This window comes from Pedobacter frigoris (assembly GCF_005116445.1).
GTDB lineage: Bacteria > Bacteroidota > Bacteroidia > Sphingobacteriales > Sphingobacteriaceae > Pedobacter > Pedobacter frigoris.
The window spans coordinates 1,175,282-1,191,125 of the sequence record NZ_SWBQ01000001.1; the positions used below are offsets into that span (position 1 = coordinate 1,175,282).

Annotated in this window: 16 protein-coding genes; 9 read left to right on the forward strand and 7 right to left on the reverse strand. The window is 39.6% G+C overall.

What is annotated here, in order from left to right; all coding sequences use genetic code 11:
* Positions 1 to 19: 19 nt before the first annotated feature.
* From FA047_RS05105 to FA047_RS05115, 3 genes are all read left to right on the forward strand, one after another.
* Entirely contained in the window at positions 20 to 1,111 is a 1,092-nt protein-coding gene (locus tag FA047_RS05105) for a tetratricopeptide repeat protein (RefSeq protein ID WP_225872631.1), read from the forward strand.
* A 211-nt stretch (positions 1,112 to 1,322) separates the two neighbouring features.
* Entirely contained in the window at positions 1,323 to 3,485 is a 2,163-nt protein-coding gene (locus tag FA047_RS05110) for an FUSC family protein (RefSeq protein WP_225872632.1), read from the forward strand.
* Positions 3,486 to 3,536: 51 nt separating this feature from the next.
* Positions 3,537 to 3,947, forward strand: coding sequence for an organic hydroperoxide resistance protein (locus FA047_RS05115; protein WP_136834887.1), 411 nt, complete (start codon positions 3,537 to 3,539; stop codon positions 3,945 to 3,947).
* Positions 3,948 to 4,003: 56 nt separating this feature from the next.
* Here the strand turns inward: FA047_RS05115 and bioB are convergent, their stop codons facing one another.
* The 4 genes from bioB to FA047_RS05135 are packed head-to-tail and all read right to left on the reverse strand — an operon-like array spanning position 4,004 to position 8,138.
* Positions 4,004 to 5,011, reverse strand: a complete 1,008-nt coding sequence (gene bioB / locus FA047_RS05120; protein ID WP_136834888.1) for a biotin synthase BioB — start codon at positions 5,009 to 5,011, stop codon at positions 4,004 to 4,006.
* A 14-nt stretch (positions 5,012 to 5,025) separates the two neighbouring features.
* A complete protein-coding gene (gene mgtE / locus FA047_RS05125; protein WP_136834889.1) occupies positions 5,026 to 6,375 on the reverse strand; it encodes a magnesium transporter in 1,350 nt (449 codons plus the stop codon).
* Between the two features lie 28 nt (positions 6,376 to 6,403).
* Positions 6,404 to 7,522 (reverse strand): magnesium/cobalt transporter CorA, encoded by a 1,119-nt coding sequence (gene corA, locus FA047_RS05130; RefSeq protein WP_136834890.1) that lies wholly within the window; start codon positions 7,520 to 7,522, stop codon positions 6,404 to 6,406.
* A 4-nt stretch (positions 7,523 to 7,526) separates the two neighbouring features.
* Positions 7,527 to 8,138 carry a WbqC family protein gene (locus tag FA047_RS05135; RefSeq protein ID WP_136834891.1) on the reverse strand — a complete coding sequence of 204 codons (612 nt, stop codon included), beginning with the start codon at positions 8,136 to 8,138 and terminating at the stop codon, positions 7,527 to 7,529.
* A 38-nt stretch (positions 8,139 to 8,176) separates the two neighbouring features.
* Here FA047_RS05135 and FA047_RS05140 point away from each other — a divergent pair, with 38 nt between their 5' ends.
* Positions 8,177 to 9,070, forward strand: coding sequence for a lysophospholipid acyltransferase family protein (locus FA047_RS05140; RefSeq protein WP_136834892.1), 894 nt, complete (start codon positions 8,177 to 8,179; stop codon positions 9,068 to 9,070).
* Positions 9,055 to 10,071 (forward strand): glycosyltransferase family 2 protein, encoded by a 1,017-nt coding sequence (locus FA047_RS05145; protein ID WP_136834893.1) that lies wholly within the window; start codon positions 9,055 to 9,057, stop codon positions 10,069 to 10,071. Before FA047_RS05140 ends, FA047_RS05145 begins: the two co-directional genes overlap by 16 nt.
* Here the strand turns inward: FA047_RS05145 and FA047_RS05150 are convergent.
* Both FA047_RS05150 and aroQ read right to left on the reverse strand, forming a co-directional pair.
* Positions 10,068 to 11,030, reverse strand: a complete 963-nt coding sequence (locus FA047_RS05150) for a M28 family peptidase (protein WP_225872633.1) — start codon at positions 11,028 to 11,030, stop codon at positions 10,068 to 10,070. The genes FA047_RS05145 and FA047_RS05150 overlap by 4 nt on opposite strands.
* Positions 11,027 to 11,452 carry a type II 3-dehydroquinate dehydratase gene (gene aroQ, locus FA047_RS05155; RefSeq protein ID WP_205943237.1) on the reverse strand — a complete coding sequence of 142 codons (426 nt, stop codon included), beginning with the start codon at positions 11,450 to 11,452 and terminating at the stop codon, positions 11,027 to 11,029. Before aroQ ends, FA047_RS05150 begins: the two co-directional genes overlap by 4 nt.
* Positions 11,453 to 11,496: 44 nt before the next feature.
* Between aroQ and xerD the strand changes: the two genes are divergently transcribed.
* Positions 11,497 to 12,396, forward strand: coding sequence for a site-specific tyrosine recombinase XerD (xerD, locus tag FA047_RS05160; RefSeq protein WP_136834895.1), 900 nt, complete (start codon positions 11,497 to 11,499; stop codon positions 12,394 to 12,396).
* Here the strand turns inward: xerD and prmC are convergent.
* Complete coding sequence (gene prmC, locus FA047_RS05165) at positions 12,393 to 13,241, reverse strand: peptide chain release factor N(5)-glutamine methyltransferase (protein WP_136834896.1); 849 nt, start codon at positions 13,239 to 13,241, stop codon at positions 12,393 to 12,395. The genes xerD and prmC overlap by 4 nt on opposite strands.
* Positions 13,242 to 13,289: 48 nt before the next feature.
* Between prmC and ribD the strand changes: the two genes are divergently transcribed.
* From ribD to FA047_RS05180, 3 genes are read left to right on the forward strand one after another with little or no spacing between them, the layout of a single operon-like run.
* On the forward strand, positions 13,290 to 14,345 hold the full coding sequence (gene ribD / locus FA047_RS05170; RefSeq protein ID WP_136834897.1) for a bifunctional diaminohydroxyphosphoribosylaminopyrimidine deaminase/5-amino-6-(5-phosphoribosylamino)uracil reductase RibD: 1,056 nt from the start codon (positions 13,290 to 13,292) through the stop codon (positions 14,343 to 14,345).
* Entirely contained in the window at positions 14,342 to 15,208 is an 867-nt protein-coding gene (locus tag FA047_RS05175; protein ID WP_136834898.1) for an EamA family transporter, read from the forward strand. Before ribD ends, FA047_RS05175 begins: the two co-directional genes overlap by 4 nt.
* A complete protein-coding gene (locus FA047_RS05180) occupies positions 15,198 to 15,812 on the forward strand; it encodes an IMPACT family protein (protein WP_136834899.1) in 615 nt (204 codons plus the stop codon). The genes FA047_RS05175 and FA047_RS05180 overlap by 11 nt, the downstream gene beginning before the upstream one ends.
* Positions 15,813 to 15,844 lie beyond the last annotated feature (32 nt).

Sequence of the window (15,844 nt, forward strand, 5' to 3'; positions counted from 1 at the left end):
AGTATTAATAAGCTGCAATATGGCTTTCTCTCAAAAAAGCCAGTTGCAAATCGCACGGAATAGCATAGGTAAATTACAATTTGCAATTACCAACAAGCAGGACACTAAAAAACAATTGTCGATACTAGGAGAGGGGCTTAAAGCTATTGAAACTGCTCAAAATGATAAGAAGACCAAGAAATGGCCTGAGACTTGGGCTATAAAAGCATATTTGAGTTCCTACATTTCAATCATAGATACAGACGAAGGAAATTCAGATAAATATTATGGACTAGCTGTAGCCGCTATTGATTCTGCAAGAAGAATAGATAAATTCCAGGCAAATACACGTTTAATATATGCATCTGTATATAACATTAATATCAAGAAGCAGGATAAAGCAAACTCTGCCTTTAAAAATAACGATTTTACAACTGCCTTTAATTCACTTAAAGAAGTGAGTGACTTTTTTCCAAAAGATACAACTTTGGCTGTCAATACGGCTATTGCCGCACAGAATATCAGGAATTTTGATAAAGCTCTTGAGTACTTTAAACGAGCTAAAGAGGCAGGAATAAAGAACCCGGTTGTTTTTCAGAATCTTGCCAATATTTATACTTCTAAATTCGACCATGATCTTGCAATAAAAACAATAGAGGATGGACTGAAGCTCAACGGAGAAGATATAAATCTAACAAATGACTATATCAATCTATTATTGGATAATGAAAGATATACTGATGCTATCCATGTTATAGAATCTACACTTAAAGTCGATAAAAACAATAAGTTGCTTTATTTCCTATACGGATATCTTTATCAGAATAGCGGAAACTATAATACCGCAGCATTATCATATAGTAAAGCTTTAAATATCGATGAAAACTATTTTGATGCAATTTATCAGTTGGGTTTGGCTTATGTGGACTCAGCAAATGAAGCTTTAAAATCTGGTAAAGACGGTAGTCAGAAATTCTCATCATTTATAAACAGAGCTGAAATTGCATTATTGCAAGCTCATGAAATTAACCAAAATGATAAGTCAACTGTTCAGTTGCTTATCGACATTTATACCAGGAAGAATAAACTGGATAAAGTTCAGGAATTGAAATCTAAACTAGAAGAATTTTAGGGAGGAAGCTATACGCTGCAGATAAATAGAAGTAAAATATATTACTTAACATAATATTAATTATGTGACTTATTAGTTTGTTAGGTATTTGTACTTTCTTTTATAGAAACTGTTGATATCGTCTTTTTGTTTGATTATTTTGCAATAATCTCAGCTATTGGTTTAATTTTTGAATCCTAGCAAAATCTGATAAAATAATAACGCTAATTATATGATGATCAATCGCCCGATAAGAAGCATTCATGATTTTCTGCTCAGCACATATTTCGCTGACGGGTTGCGGATTACTTTGGGTGTGCTTTGTCCTTCTCTAATCCTGGCGCAATTTGGTATGCTCCAGTACGGTATGACATTGTCACTAGGCGCATTATGTGTAAGTGTTGTTGACACTCCGGGTCCTATAGTTCATCGTCGAAATGCGATGTTGATCACAATGAGCCTCATTACATTAATTTCAGTCGTTGTCGGCCTGACCAACAGTAACGTCTATTTTACCGGAATTCTGCTTGTCGTATGTAGCTTTATATTCTCCATGTTTTTCCTGTACGGTCTTAGAGCAGCATCTATTGGCACGGCAACATTACTGATTATGGTCTTGAGTATAGATGATATAAGACCCTGGAATGAGGTTTTGTTTTATTCATTACTTATTTTTATTGGAAGTGTCTGGTATACTTTGCTGAGTTATTTTTTCTATAGAATCAGACCATATCGACTTGTTCAGCAGATATTGAGCGATTCTATACATGAAGTGAGCGATTTTCTAAGGGCAAAAGCCAAATTTTATCATCAGAATATTAATTACGATGATAATTATGCGGAATTATTGCAATTGCAGGTGTTGGTTCACGAAAAACAGGATGCTGTTAGGGAGGTATTATTCAGGACCAGGGAGATTGTAAGAGAATCTACTCCTGAAGGGAGATTTCTTTTGCTAGTGTTTGTTGATATGGTTGATTTATTTGAACAAGTAATGTCTACCTATTACAATTACAAACAGCTACATGAGCAGTTTGATGCTTCAGGTATTTTGTCTCATTATGAATCTGTTATCATAAAAATTGCTGATGAGTTAGAGGATATTGCATTCTCACTAAAAACCGGAGGCACCCCTAGCCTACCAACTTCTTTGATAGATGATGTGGCGAAATTGAAGCAAGAAATCACTGATCTGGAGAAAAACAATACAGATGGAAAATACAATACTCTGGGGATTATTGCTTTAAAAAATATTGAGGTAAATATTGAAAATATTCTTTCACGGGTTAAAACTATAAATGGGTATTTCAATAAGAACGAGAAGAAAAACCTGAAGCCGAGAAAAATAGATGTTGAGAAATTTGTTACCAGACAAAACATAGATCTTAAACTTCTTTCTGAAAATTTAACGTTTAGTTCGGCCACATTCAGACATTCATTAAGGGTTGCAATTGTAATGTTGATTGGTTTTGTTGTAGCAAAAACGTTGAACTTTTCTCATAGTTATTGGATTCTTTTAACAATTCTTGTGATATCAAAACCAGGTTTTAGTCTGGCAAAGCAAAGAAATTATGAGCGTCTGATTGGTACTGTTATTGGTGCTTTTATAGGTATGGGTATACTCGTATATATTCATGACAAGAACGTATTGTTCATAATTTTGCTGATTTGTATGGTTGGCAGCTACAGCTTTCAACGTAAAAACTATGTCGTAAGTGTTCTTTTTATGACCCCGTACATTTTAGTGCTATTTGACTTTTTGGGCATGGGTGGTTTATCAGTTGCAAGAGAAAGAATTTATGATACGTTAATTGGTTCTGGTATTGCGCTATTAGCTAGTTATTCATTGTTTCCTAACTGGGAACACGAAAAGCTGAAAGAAGCTATGCTGGATACACTAAAAGCAAATATGAATTACTTCGAACAGGTAACATTTCTTTATGTTGAACCTGTTACTGATTTCACTAATTATAAAGTTGCCAGAAAGGAAGTTTACGTAACAACAGCCAACCTTGCTTCTCTTTTTCAGCGAATGTTCTCTGAACCTAAGAGTAAGCAAATACTAATGACTGAACTTCATCAGTTTACTGCGCTCAATCATTTATTGTCCTCTTATATTGCCACACTTTCGCTTTATAATAAAGAACATGAGTTTGTATTCTCAAATTTTGACGAATTAAAGCCTTTAGTTCAGAATACAATCTATTTGCTAAATCTATCCGGAGACATGCTTAAAAGTAATACCGGTTTAATTAGCAATGTGCCACTCATACGTCGCAATATAAATAGCACCAGCAATATTCAATCTGATGAAATTATCATTGGCGAGCAGTTTGATCTCATTCAAAAAGTGGCATACGATATCTATAAATTGTCTGAAAAGATCAAAATATAAAAACTTTAGTCCCTGATGTATTGTTCTAATTTAATATTATAATACATCATTATGGAAAAACTATATACAGCCTCAGTGATCGCTACCGGCGGTCGCGATGGTCATATCAAGTCGAACGACGGAATACTGGATATTAATTTAAGAAAGCCAAAAGAAATGGGTGGTCAGGGCGGCGCTACTAACCCTGAACAACTATTCGCAGCTGCGTGGGGTGCTTGTTACCTTGGAGCGTTGGGATCGGTAGCCCAACATGATGGTGTAGATGTTGCGGAAGCGACTGTTGAAGTGCATGTATCTTTCAATAAAGATGGAAATGCTTTTGCTTTATCTGCTGATCTGGATGTTCACATACCAGGTATAACAACTGAAGAAGCTCAACATCTAGCCGATAAGGCAAACCGGGCATGCCCATATTCTAAAGCTACAAAGGGAAATATAGAAACCCGCGTGATAGCAATTTAAACCAATGTTAAAGGCCCCCGATGAATTAATATTCATCGGGGGCCTTTTTTTATAAGTTATACTGCGGCCTCTTCCTTGTGAGAAAGTGTGTTAGACGGTCTGCCATTTTTGAAAGCATCACGGGTTTTTAATCCTAGTAATTCAAACATTGCCATGTCGTCAATAAAGGCAGGATTTGGCGTAGTCAACAATTTATCTCCTGCAAAAATAGAGCTTGCTCCGGCCATAAAGCAAAATGCCTGTTCAAGTGTACTCATTTCATTTCTTCCGGCAGATAAGCGAACCACAGAATTTGGCATTACAATACGAGCAGTAGCAATCATCCTGACCATATCCCAAATCGGTACACGGGGCTGATCTTCCAAGGGTGTACCTTTTACGGGAACCAGCGCATTCACCGGAACAGATTCAGGGTGAACGGCCATATTTGCCAGCGTCTGCAACATAGACACCCTGTCTTCAACTGTTTCACCTAAACCAATAATTCCGCCGCTGCACACAGTAAGCTTTGCTTTACGCACATTTTTTATTGTATTTAGACGGTCATCATAAGTACGTGTAGAGATGATCCTTTTGTAATCATCTTCTGAAGTATCAATATTATGGTTATAAGCATATAAGCCAGCATCAGCTAGTCTTTGTGCCTGATTTTCAGTCAGCATACCTAATGTACAGCAAACCTCCATATCCATGTCGTTAACGGCTTTTACCATTTCAATGACACGATCAAAATCTCGATTGTCGCGCACTTCGCGCCATGCAGCACCCATACATAAACGTGAAGCGCCTCCCTCCTTTGCCTTTACTGCCGCGCTTACTACCTGGCCAACCTGCATTAATGGCTGTACTTCAAGGTCAGTATGATAACGAGCAGCCTGAGGGCAATAAGAACAATCTTCTGCACAACCTCCTGTTTTTATAGATATTAGTGAACTAACCTGTACCTCGTTATAGTCTTTGTTTTCGCGGTGAATGGTTGCGGCTTCATAAACCAGGTCCAAAAATGGTCTATTATATATTTCTGATATTTCCTCTTTAGTCCAGTTGTGTTTAGTTTGTTGCATATGTATTTAATAAGTTATAATAAAAGTTTGCTCGCTAAGCCTAGTAAGAGCAAAAATCCAAAAACATCTGTAAATGTTGTAATAATAATTGAAGAAGCAATGGCCGGGTCAATTCCGACACGTTTTAAGATCAATGGAATACCAGCTCCGGTTACCCCTGCAATCAATAAATTACCCGTCATAGCGAGAAAGATCACTACTCCTAACAAGGGGTTGCTGTCAAAAAATAATGCAAATAAGAATACGATTAAGCCCGTAACAGCACCGTTAATTAACCCCACTGTAAATTCCTTTAATACAGTACGGTAAGCTTGATTGTCAGTAAGGTCATAAAGAGATATCCTTCTTACAGTTACCGCCAGTGCCTGAGTTGCTGCGTTACCGCCCATTCCTGCAATTATCGTCATATAGGCAGAAAGAACAGCAATTTTTTCGATTGTGGGTTCAAAATGACGCACAACACCAGAAGCCAAAAAAGCAGTGCCCAGGTTCAAGACCAGCCATGGTAAGCGGGATTTGACAGCTTCAACCCAGTTGCCGCTCAGTTCCTCATCTTCCGATACCCCGGAAATCTTCAGGATGTCCTCAGTATTTTCATCTTCAAGAACGTCAATAACATCATCAAAAGTAACCCGTCCGAGTAATTTCATGTCGTTGTCGAGTACCGGGATACTGGTAATATTATATTGAGAAATGAGTTTGGCAACTTCCTCCTGATCCGTATCCGGATGTACCCAGGCCACCTCGGCCTTCACAAGCTCTGTTATCTTTACGTTTCCTTTAGCTTTAATGATATCTTTTAAGGATACAATACCCTGAAAAACATTCTCATCATTAATAACGTACACGGTATAGAATTCCTCTATTTCCTCGCTCTGCCTGATGATCTCATCAATTGCATCCTTTTTTGTAAGGTCCAGATTGATTCTGATGAATTCCGTATTCATCAAACCGCCCGCAGTTTCTTCGTGGTAGCTCAGTAGATTACGAATACTTGAAGCATCATCTTCACTCAGGTCTTCAAGAATTTCCTTTTGCTCGTGCTCTTCTAGTTGCGAGATGATGTCGGTGGCATCATCATAATCCAGCTCCTCTACAATTTCTGTACGCTTGTCCGGGTGCATCTGAAGTAATAACTCCTCAGGGTGCGACTCTTCATGCATCTCTGAAATTACTTCAGATGCTACCTCAACTGGCAATAAATTGATGATTCGCTGTCTATCTTCTTTCGTCAGACTTTCAAATAAAATAGCTATTTCCGAGGCATGGTATTCCTCAAGAATAACTTTTAGTTGTTCATCATCACCTGTTAGGGCTAACTTGATCTTAGATACATCAGACTTGTCGAGTTCGAAGGACTGCATTCGACGCTAAAGGTAATAATAATCAGTCCTATTTAAACCATCCTTTGCGCCAGAAATATATGATTTGCAGTACGGCGATTAATCCCATTACAATCATCGTATATAAATACCCGTTTTCCTGGTATAACTCAGGCATATTTTTAGGCAAAACTTTCCCTGTAGCCGGATCTTCTATTGCGAAATTCATTCCATAAATACCGGCGATAAATGTCAGGGGAATAAATATAGATGATATAATCGTCAGCACCTTCATGATTTCGTTCATCCTGTTGCTGATGAATGACAGGTACATATCTATATTGCTCACAGAGAGCTCTTTTAAGGAATCCACCATGTCAATAATCTGGATACAATGGTCATAGGCATCCTTGATGTACATTTTTGTCTGATCTGTGATCAGCGGACTGTCGCTTCTCAAAATATCATTCAGTTTATCCCTTTCAGGCCAGATCACCTTTCTTACCCCTATCAGGTTTCTTTTTATAACCTGAGTATCAAACATCACAGTTTTATCGGGGCTGTCAAACAAGCGGTCCTCTATCGCATCCAGATCTTCACCCCACTGGCCCAATATCTCAAAATATCTGTCGATGATGATGTCCATCAATGCGTACATCAGGTAACTGCTACCTGCAATCCGGATGTTCCCCTTCCCTGCTTTAAGCCGGTTTCTTATCGGCTCCAGGCAATCTTCATAGTTTTCCTGGAAAGTAAATAAAGCATTGTCCATCAATATAAAAGAAACCTGGATATTGTCCATGTTTTTTGCCTCATCAAAATACAGCATGCGACTGGTGGCAAAGACATAACCATCATACTCTTCCATTTTTGGTCGCTGATAAGTTCTCGTGATGTCTTCTAATATCAGCTTATTGACATTAAAATCAATGGCGAGCGTCTCAAAAAGTTGTCGTGAATCAAACCCCTTCACCTCAATCCAATAGGTAAATCGTTTATCAGCGATGATATTTTTTACTGCTTCTATATTATGAAGTTCAGAAACCTCATAGAATTCAGAATTGTATTTATAAATTTTAATGACGGGCTCTAAGGCATCTTTGGCTATATATATAACACCCGGACTGGAGCCAGCCTCGGGTAAAGAATAATGTTTGTGTTTCCGTTTATACTTTGAATGCTTTGCCATAGAATCAAATAAATGCTTTGGATTGTGGACCCTGATTGAATAACAAATCCACTATACTTAGGTTTGGTATAAAGCCATGTCTGTCGTCGAACACCTGAAAATAAGGTTTGAAGCCAGTGTCCGACACCGTATTTTTAAAATGAAGTTTGCTTCTGAAATCCAGTTCTACAGGTATATCCTTATCATATTCAGCAGTGAACTGCAAAGAAGTTTCCTTTTTTAATTGTTTTAACATCCACTGTAACAGCTGGGTATTATACTCAAAAAGATAATCGAACTTCGTATTGTAGAAATGAGCGAGCTCGTCTTCATAATACTCAAAATAAGCCGAATTGCGGTAACAGCTTTCCAGGCTCTTCCAATGGAGCCGTTGCCAGTTATAATCATTACTGATCTTTACATCTTTTACCTTCGTGTGGACCTTAGAACCCTTAATTACCGGTACTATAAGGTCTAAAATTCCATTTGGCGAATATATTCTTGCCCTATTCCGGTAAGTTTGTTTCGGAAAATGTTCGTCCTTCTCGATGATAAAATTACCCTCAAAGTCTTTTAAACCAGAAAAATAGCTGATTGGTGGAAGATAAAAAAGTGGGAATATAGCTGAACTTTGCATCTGATAATTTATGTTTGCATTCTCAATTCGCCAAAATAATGATAAAAAAAAGCTTTTCTTATATAGGAATATTTTTTTTAAACTTTTTGTCTTTACTGCCCCTCTCCCTGCTGTACTTTTTCGCAACAGTAAGTTATTATATTGTTTACTATATTTTTCGCTACCGCCGACAAGCAGTACGTGAAAACCTCTGTAATTCATTCCCGCAAAAGCCACTTCAAGAAATCATTCGAATCGAGAAGCAGTTTTACAGATATTTAACAGACCTTGTATATGAGGTCATAAAGATGCCTCACATACCTAAGTCCGAACTGGAAAAGCGTGTAAAAATCAACAACCTGGATATGGTCGAAAAGTATTACGCTGAAGGACAAAATGTACTCGCGTGCAGTGCCCACTATTGTAATTGGGAATTGGGGACGCTTGCCCTCGGAGTCAAGCTCTCTGCCACACCATATGTCATTTACAAACCTGTTAATAACGAAGTATACAATAATTGGTTTTATAACCTGCGTACCCGGTTTGGAAATGCATTTATTCCTATGAAACAAACGCTCCGGGCACTTGTAGCTACTAAAAATGATGCTACAATGTTCTGCTTTGCCGGAGATCAGACACCAATACGCAGTGAAGCTAGGTATTGGATTAAATTTCTAAACCAACCAACAGCGGTATTAACGGGCTTAGAAAAGATTGCATTGCAAACAAACCGTCCGGTGATTTATTTCAATATGAAATATATAAAAAGAGGGTACTATGAGCTGGATTGTGAGCTGATCACAGAAAATCCTAAAGAGACAAAGGGACATCAGATTACCGACATGACATTTGCCCTCCTTGAAAAAATAATTAACGACAATCCACCCTACTGGCTGTGGAGCCACAGAAGATGGAAGCATAAACCCAATATAGAAGAATGGAACCAAGCGTAGCAGTAGTGATTTTGAATTGGAACGGACAAGCATTACTTGAAAAATTCCTTCCAAGTGTAGTGAAATCTACATATGGTAACCTGCAGTTGATTGTTGGCGATAATTCCTCCACAGATAGTTCAGTTGCTTTTGTCAGGGAAAACTACCCCAATATCAGAATAATAGAAAATGATCATAATTATGGTTTTGCTGAAGGATATCGCAAACTGTTAGACCAGGTAGATGCCGATTATTACGTGCTGTTGAATTCTGATGTGGAAGTTCCGGAAAACTGGATACAGCCTATTATAGATCAGATGCAGGCCGACCCAATGATTGCAGTAGCACAGCCTAAGATCAAATGGCAAAAAGATAAAACCCAGTTTGAATACGCGGGCGCTGCCGGTGGGTATCTGGATCTTCATGGCTTCCCTTTTTGTAAAGGAAGATTATTCGATACGGTGGAACCCGATCACCAGCAGTACAACCAAGCCGGAGAGATTTTCTGGGCCAGCGGTGCTGCCCTGTTTATCAAAAGCAAACAATGGAAAGAGGTTGGCGGTCTCGACCCTGATTTTTTCGCGCATATGGAGGAAATTGACCTTTGCTGGCGTTTAAAGAATCTGGGGTATAAAATTGTTTACTGTCCTGATGCCGAAGTCTACCACGTTGGCGGTGGTACATTGAATGCAAACAACCCTTACAAAACCTACCTGAACTTCAGAAATAACCTGATCATTTTACAAAAAAACTTGCCGCTTGCGGATGCTTACTCCAGGGTATTTATCAGGATGTGTCTTGATTTCATCGCCTGGATCCATTTTCTGGTACAGGGAAAGACAGATTTTGCCTTTGCAGTAAATAAGGCACACTGGCACTTCCTGAAAAGCCTGTCAACTAACGCAAAGAAAAGAACTGCAAAGCAGACCAGCTTTACACAGCATACCGGTCAATACCCTTCAAGCATTGTTTATGCATACTTCATCAAAAAGATCAGAACCTTTAGTCAGTTGAAATTCTAATTTTTCTTTTCCGGAACAAATAATATCGGCACTGTTCTGTTTGCCACACTTACAATTGCTTTGTAAATGTAATCACATACCAGTTTTTCACCCGCAACATTGATCAGGTCGATGCTATCCTCTGGAGTATGGTATTGAGGGTGACCACCTGTATGAAATCCAAGTACGGAAATATTCTTTTTGTAAAACGAAACGTGATCTGACCCGCCTACATCATAAGCAATTACAATCGGGTTTATACCCACAACGGGCCCCAGGCTCTTCATCAGTTCCATGCCACCATCAAATGATGCCGCACCGCCCATGTACAAATGCTTTTCCGCGTTCATGCGGCCCACCATATCCATATTCAGCATCAGTTTAATAGATACCAAAGGGATAACAGGATGTTCTGTGAAGTATCTGGAACCAAGCAGGCCTTGCTCTTCTGCACCAAAAGCAATCAGCAGCACACTGCGTTTCAATTCCTTGTTCGCAGCCAGCATTTCGCCTATCTCCATTAACGCAGCCGTTCCACTCGCATTGTCGTCGGCACCCAGGTGAATACCTACAGTGTCCGGCTTTTTAGAAGACGCCCCTCCCATTCCAAGATGATCATAATGGGCCCCCAGTACAATGAATTCGTTTTTCAAAACGGGGTCAGTACCTTCTATATATCCGATCACGTTCTGAGTTTTCGCATAAGGTGTATCCGTCACTCCTCTCTTAACCCTTATTTTGGTAATAAAGTTTTGTAAAAAACTTTTGCCATAGGGTTTTATACCTGATTTCTTAAAGTTTTTAATTAAGTAGTCTACAGTCTTTTTATTCTCTTTAGTGCCGGGGAATCTGCCTTTCATTGAAGGTGAAGCCAGGAAATGAATGTGATCTTTGATCTCTTTTTCGGTGACTTCAGTCTGGGCAATAGCACCAAAGCCAATAGCACTTAATGCAAGTGCCAGCATATATTTTTTGATCATACCTGCTGTTTTAACAAACTTTCTATGGCCAGTCGGTATCCATCCATTCCAAATCCCGTAAGCACTCCCTTGCAGTTCTTACCCGTTAGCGATACATGCCTGTATTCTTCACGTGCATAGATATTGGAAATATGAACTTCAATAACGGGTGTTTTAATGGCAGCAATCGCATCTGCAATCGCCACAGAAGTATGTGTATACCCACCTGCGTTAATTACAATGCCATCATAAGTAAAACCCACTTCATGCAATTTATTGATCAGCTCACCTTCCACATTGCTCTGGAAATAGTCGATTTCCAGGATGCTGTACATCGCTCTTAGTTCCTTGATATATTCATCAAAACCCTGATTTCCGTAAATTCCAGGTTCACGTACACCTAAAAGGTTTAAATTTGGGCCATTAATAATTTGTATCTTCATCAGTTCAAACTTAAAGTTAAAAACTTACAGTAGAAAATTTTTGTGTGATTAATCAACCCTACATCAGATCATTTAAAACTTACCTGAAACTGGAGCGCTCGCTCTCCGGTAATTCTGTTGATGCTTATTTGAATGACATTGCCAAACTCTTTCAATATTTTGATTCAATCGATAAACAGCCTGATGTTAAGGAGATTGATAGCAGTCATTTAAAGTCATTTATTTCCTGGATCAATGAACTTGGGATGCTACCCAGTACCCAGGCCAGGGTCATCTCCGGACTAAAGTCTTTCTTTGGGTTCCTTCTCCTGGAAAACCTGATTACAACAGATCCTACTGAGCTTCTCGAGGCGCCAAGGCTTGCCAGAAAATTACCTGATACCCTAAACATACACGAAATCAATAGGCTGATTGATGCCATAGATGCTTCTAAACCGGACGGCGTACGTAGTAAAGCAATTATAGAAGTTTTATATAGTTGTGGTTTGAGGGTATCTGAACTCGTGGGGCTTCGGCTGTCTAACATCTTCGAAGAAGCTGGCTTTATCAAAGTCGTGGGAAAAGGCAATAGAGAAAGAATAGTGCCGATTGGAGGCAGTGCGCTCAAGTATATGAACATCTACATCAGCGAAACCAGGGTGCATATCCCCATAAAAAAAGGATTTGAAGATTACATCTTTCTAAACCGTTCAGGTAGTTCACTGTCCCGCATATCAGTATTTACCATGATCAAGTCACTTGCGGAGAAAGTAGGCCTCAAGAAAGACATTAGTCCGCATACCTTCCGTCATTCCTTTGCTACGCATTTAATAGAAGGTGGTGCCGATTTGCGCGCAGTACAGGAAATGCTGGGCCATTCAAGTATTACAACCACAGAGATCTATACACATCTGGACAGGGATTATCTCAGGGGCATCATTACAGACTTCCATCCACGGAGCTAGCGGACCAATCTGCATCGAACCATCCTGTCCTTTCCCTGCATGTCTTTTTTCAGCACGATATCTGAAAAAGCTTGATTTCTGAGCATCTCCACCGTTTCTTTGCCCAGGTGTTCATTGATCTCAAAGTAAAGCAAGCCACCGTCTTTTAATGATTGCATCGCAAAATCTGCTATTGCCTCATAAAACACCAGGGGTTTTTCATTAGATACGAACAGCGCCAGATGTGGTTCATGTGCAAACACATTCTGGTGCATTTCCTCTTGTTCATCTAATGTAATGTAAGGCGGATTACTTACGATAACATCAAATTTTTCTCTGCTGCAATAAGTTCTAATGTCTGCTTCAGTGAAAATCACATCAGAGTTATTTAATGAAGCATTAGATACCGCTATCTTAAGTGATTCTTTAGATACATCCAGCCCAAAAACCACATTTCCCGGCAGCTTTTTCTCCAGTGTAATCGCTATACAACCGCTTCCGGTGCCTATATCTATAAATTTTAAGCCCTCTTTTAGTTTATAATCTTCAATGATCCATTCCACCAATTCTTCCGTTTCCGGTCTCGGGATCAAAACAGATGGGGAAACATTAAAAGGAAGTCCGTAGAACTCAGTTTCACCCAGCACATATTGCATAGGTACTCCTGTCCGGAGTTCATCCATTGCCTTAATATAGGCATCGTAAACTGGTTTAGTTAGCTCATCTTCCTTCTTAAAAGTCACTTCTGCCCTGTTCAGTCCTGAGATATGGCCAGCTACAATATTAAAAATAGAAGTGATTTCAGTCTCTTCGTATAGGTCCTGTAATTGTACAGTAAAAAGTTGCAATACCTGCTTTAAATTCATCCTATACAAAAGTAACTAAATCGAACAATATACCTTACTTTTGCCACAATGACCGACGAATTATATATGCAGCGATGCCTCGAACTGGCACAACTGGGGATGGGCAGTGTAAGTCCAAATCCTATGGTGGGCTGCGTCATTGTCTGCGGTAATAAGATCATAGGTGAAGGTTATCATGAAAAATACGGCCAGGCACATGCCGAAGTAAATGCCGTAAATCAGGTGCTTCAAACTTATGGTGAGCAGGCAGAAACGCTCCTTGCAGCTGCTACAGCATATGTAAGTCTTGAGCCTTGCGCTCATTTCGGAAAAACACCTCCCTGCGCAGATCTGCTGATCAGACATCAGTTAAAAAAGGTGGTAATCGGCAACAGGGATCCTTTTCCTGATGTCAACGGTAAAGGAATAGAACGCCTGAAAAACGCCGGCATCGACGTAGTATCCGGAGTTCTGGAAGAGGAATGTACGGCGGTCAACAAACGTTTCTTTACCCGTATTGGCCAGCAGAGACCCTATATCATCCTAAAATGGGCCACTACTGCCAATGGTTACTTTGCACCTAAAAATGCGGTACAGCAATGGATCAGCGGGCCTTTGGCCAAGGTGCTCGTTCACAAATGGAGAACAGAAGAAGATGCAATTTTAGTTGGTAGCCAGACCGCTGTCGCCGATAACCCTCAACTCAGTTCTCGGGAATGGCCGGGAAAGAATCCTTTAAGAATTCTCATAGACCGCAAACTTAAAGTCCTTCAGTCCAATCACATTTATAATGATAATGCCAAAACCGTCATCTTCAATGAAGTAAAAACAGAGGTTGCAGGCAATATTCATTACATTCAGATGGAAGATATGCAATATTACCTTCCTCAGAAAATAGCTTTTCAGCTTTACCTCATGGATATACAGTCTGTTATTATTGAGGGCGGTGCAAATATCCTCAACCAGTTTATACAGGGCAACATATGGGATGAAGCCCGCGTTTTCACCTCGGGTACCTCATGGCAGGAAGGCATTTCTTCTCCCCAGGTCAATGGAGTCATCACCGCGCAATACCAAATAGATCAGGATCAGTTAACAATCTATCAAAACCAACCAAATCAATGATTTACCTCATTATCAGCATATTTTGTAGTGTTACAGTAGCCGTACTTTTAAAACTTGCCAAAAGGTATAAAATTAGCATCCCACAAGCTGTAACCTGGAACTACCTTTTCGCCATCGGACTTAGTCTTTTCTTTTTTAAACCCGACTTATCGAAGATCATAACCGCCTCACCTGATAAGATTTATCTTGCTTTAGGTGTATTGTTACCTGTTGTCTTTTGGTGCCTCGCAGCCTCTGTAAAGAACATAGGAATCGTAAAAACAGACATCGCGCAGCGTCTGTCACTCTTCATTCCCATTTTAGCCGCATATTTTCTTTTCAACGATCAGTTTAAGACGGTGAAGCTCATTGGCCTTGCAGTTGGCTTTACAGCGATCTTTTTTACCCTATACAAAAAGAGCGGTAGCAAGACCAAAGGATCAGACTGGATCTACCCTGTTATGGTGTTTATCGGTTTTGGTGTAATCGATATCTTATTCAAGAAAGTTGCACAAATCAATAGCATACCTTATACGAGCTCACTCACCATTATTTTTACGCTGGCTTTCATCATTTCTATCGTTACATTGTTGTACCTGGCCTTCATTAAAAAGCAGAAACTTCAGCTCATCAACTTCATCTGCGGCTGCATCCTGGGCTTTTTCAATTTCTTCAACATCTTGTTCTATTTAAAAGCTCACCAAGCCATGTCAAACGATCCTTCTACTGTTTTTGCGGGGATGAATATGGGCGTAATCATCGTTGGTAGCCTTGTTGGAATATTGATCTTTAAAGAAAAGCTAAACAAACTAAACTACCTGGGACTTGCGCTTGCTCTGGCTGCCATCATTTTAATTACCATATCACAGATCTATGCTGTTTGATGATACTTATAAAACTATAAATGCTCCATCTGAAGGTATATTTCGTGACAAAGGCAGCAAGTTTATAGCCTACGCCTATCCCATTACCACTGATGAAGAAATAAAGTCTATCCTTCAGAACCTACGTGCCGAACATGCTAAGGCAAGACATTTCTGCTGGGCTTTACGTCTCAGTCCCGACCGCAGTTTATTTCGCATACAGGATGACGGTGAACCATCAGGCACGGCGGGCCGACCAATACTCAATGCCATGCTCTCCGCAGATGTCACCAATCTACTGATCGTCGTTGTCAGGTATTTTGGAGGAACTTTACTAGGTGTCCCTGGACTGATCAATGCCTACAAAACTGCAGCGGTAGATGCAATAACAGCCGCCCAAATCATCGAGAAGACCGTAAACGATATCTATGAAGTTCAGTTTGATTACCTCGTGATGAATGACGTCATGAAACTGGTCAAGGATGAACAACTCAATGTACTCTCCCAGAATTTCGACAATTCTTGCAGCCTTAAATTTGAAGTCAGAAAGGCAAATTTGAATGCTGTGATCGGCAGATTTGATAAGATTGAAGGTGCAAAGCTAAAGTACCTGTATACCGCATAAAAGTATTTTCGAGCCATTGCGCTCCGCCCAAT

Excerpts from the sequence above, each read along its gene's own strand:
- FA047_RS05105 (WP_225872631.1), top strand. The coding sequence starts at position 20 with ATGGCTTTCTCTCAAAAAAGCCAGTTGCAAATCGCACGGAATAGCATA.
- FA047_RS05110 (WP_225872632.1), top strand. The coding sequence starts at position 1,323 with ATGATGATCAATCGCCCGATAAGAAGCATTCATGATTTTCTGCTCAGC.
- FA047_RS05115 (WP_136834887.1), top strand. The coding sequence starts at position 3,537 with ATGGAAAAACTATATACAGCCTCAGTGATCGCTACCGGCGGTCGCGAT.
- bioB (WP_136834888.1), bottom strand. The coding sequence starts at position 5,011 with ATGCAACAAACTAAACACAACTGGACTAAAGAGGAAATATCAGAAATA.
- mgtE (WP_136834889.1), bottom strand. The coding sequence starts at position 6,375 with ATGCAGTCCTTCGAACTCGACAAGTCTGATGTATCTAAGATCAAGTTA.
- corA (WP_136834890.1), bottom strand. The coding sequence starts at position 7,522 with ATGGCAAAGCATTCAAAGTATAAACGGAAACACAAACATTATTCTTTA.
- FA047_RS05135 (WP_136834891.1), bottom strand. The coding sequence starts at position 8,138 with ATGCAAAGTTCAGCTATATTCCCACTTTTTTATCTTCCACCAATCAGC.
- FA047_RS05140 (WP_136834892.1), top strand. The coding sequence starts at position 8,177 with ATGATAAAAAAAAGCTTTTCTTATATAGGAATATTTTTTTTAAACTTT.
- FA047_RS05145 (WP_136834893.1), top strand. The coding sequence starts at position 9,055 with ATGGAACCAAGCGTAGCAGTAGTGATTTTGAATTGGAACGGACAAGCA.
- FA047_RS05150 (WP_225872633.1), bottom strand. The coding sequence starts at position 11,030 with ATGATCAAAAAATATATGCTGGCACTTGCATTAAGTGCTATTGGCTTT.
- aroQ (WP_205943237.1), bottom strand. The coding sequence starts at position 11,452 with ATGAAGATACAAATTATTAATGGCCCAAATTTAAACCTTTTAGGTGTA.
- prmC (WP_136834896.1), bottom strand. The coding sequence starts at position 13,241 with ATGAATTTAAAGCAGGTATTGCAACTTTTTACTGTACAATTACAGGAC.
- ribD (WP_136834897.1), top strand. The coding sequence starts at position 13,290 with ATGACCGACGAATTATATATGCAGCGATGCCTCGAACTGGCACAACTG.
- FA047_RS05175 (WP_136834898.1), top strand. The coding sequence starts at position 14,342 with ATGATTTACCTCATTATCAGCATATTTTGTAGTGTTACAGTAGCCGTA.
- FA047_RS05180 (WP_136834899.1), top strand. The coding sequence starts at position 15,198 with ATGCTGTTTGATGATACTTATAAAACTATAAATGCTCCATCTGAAGGT.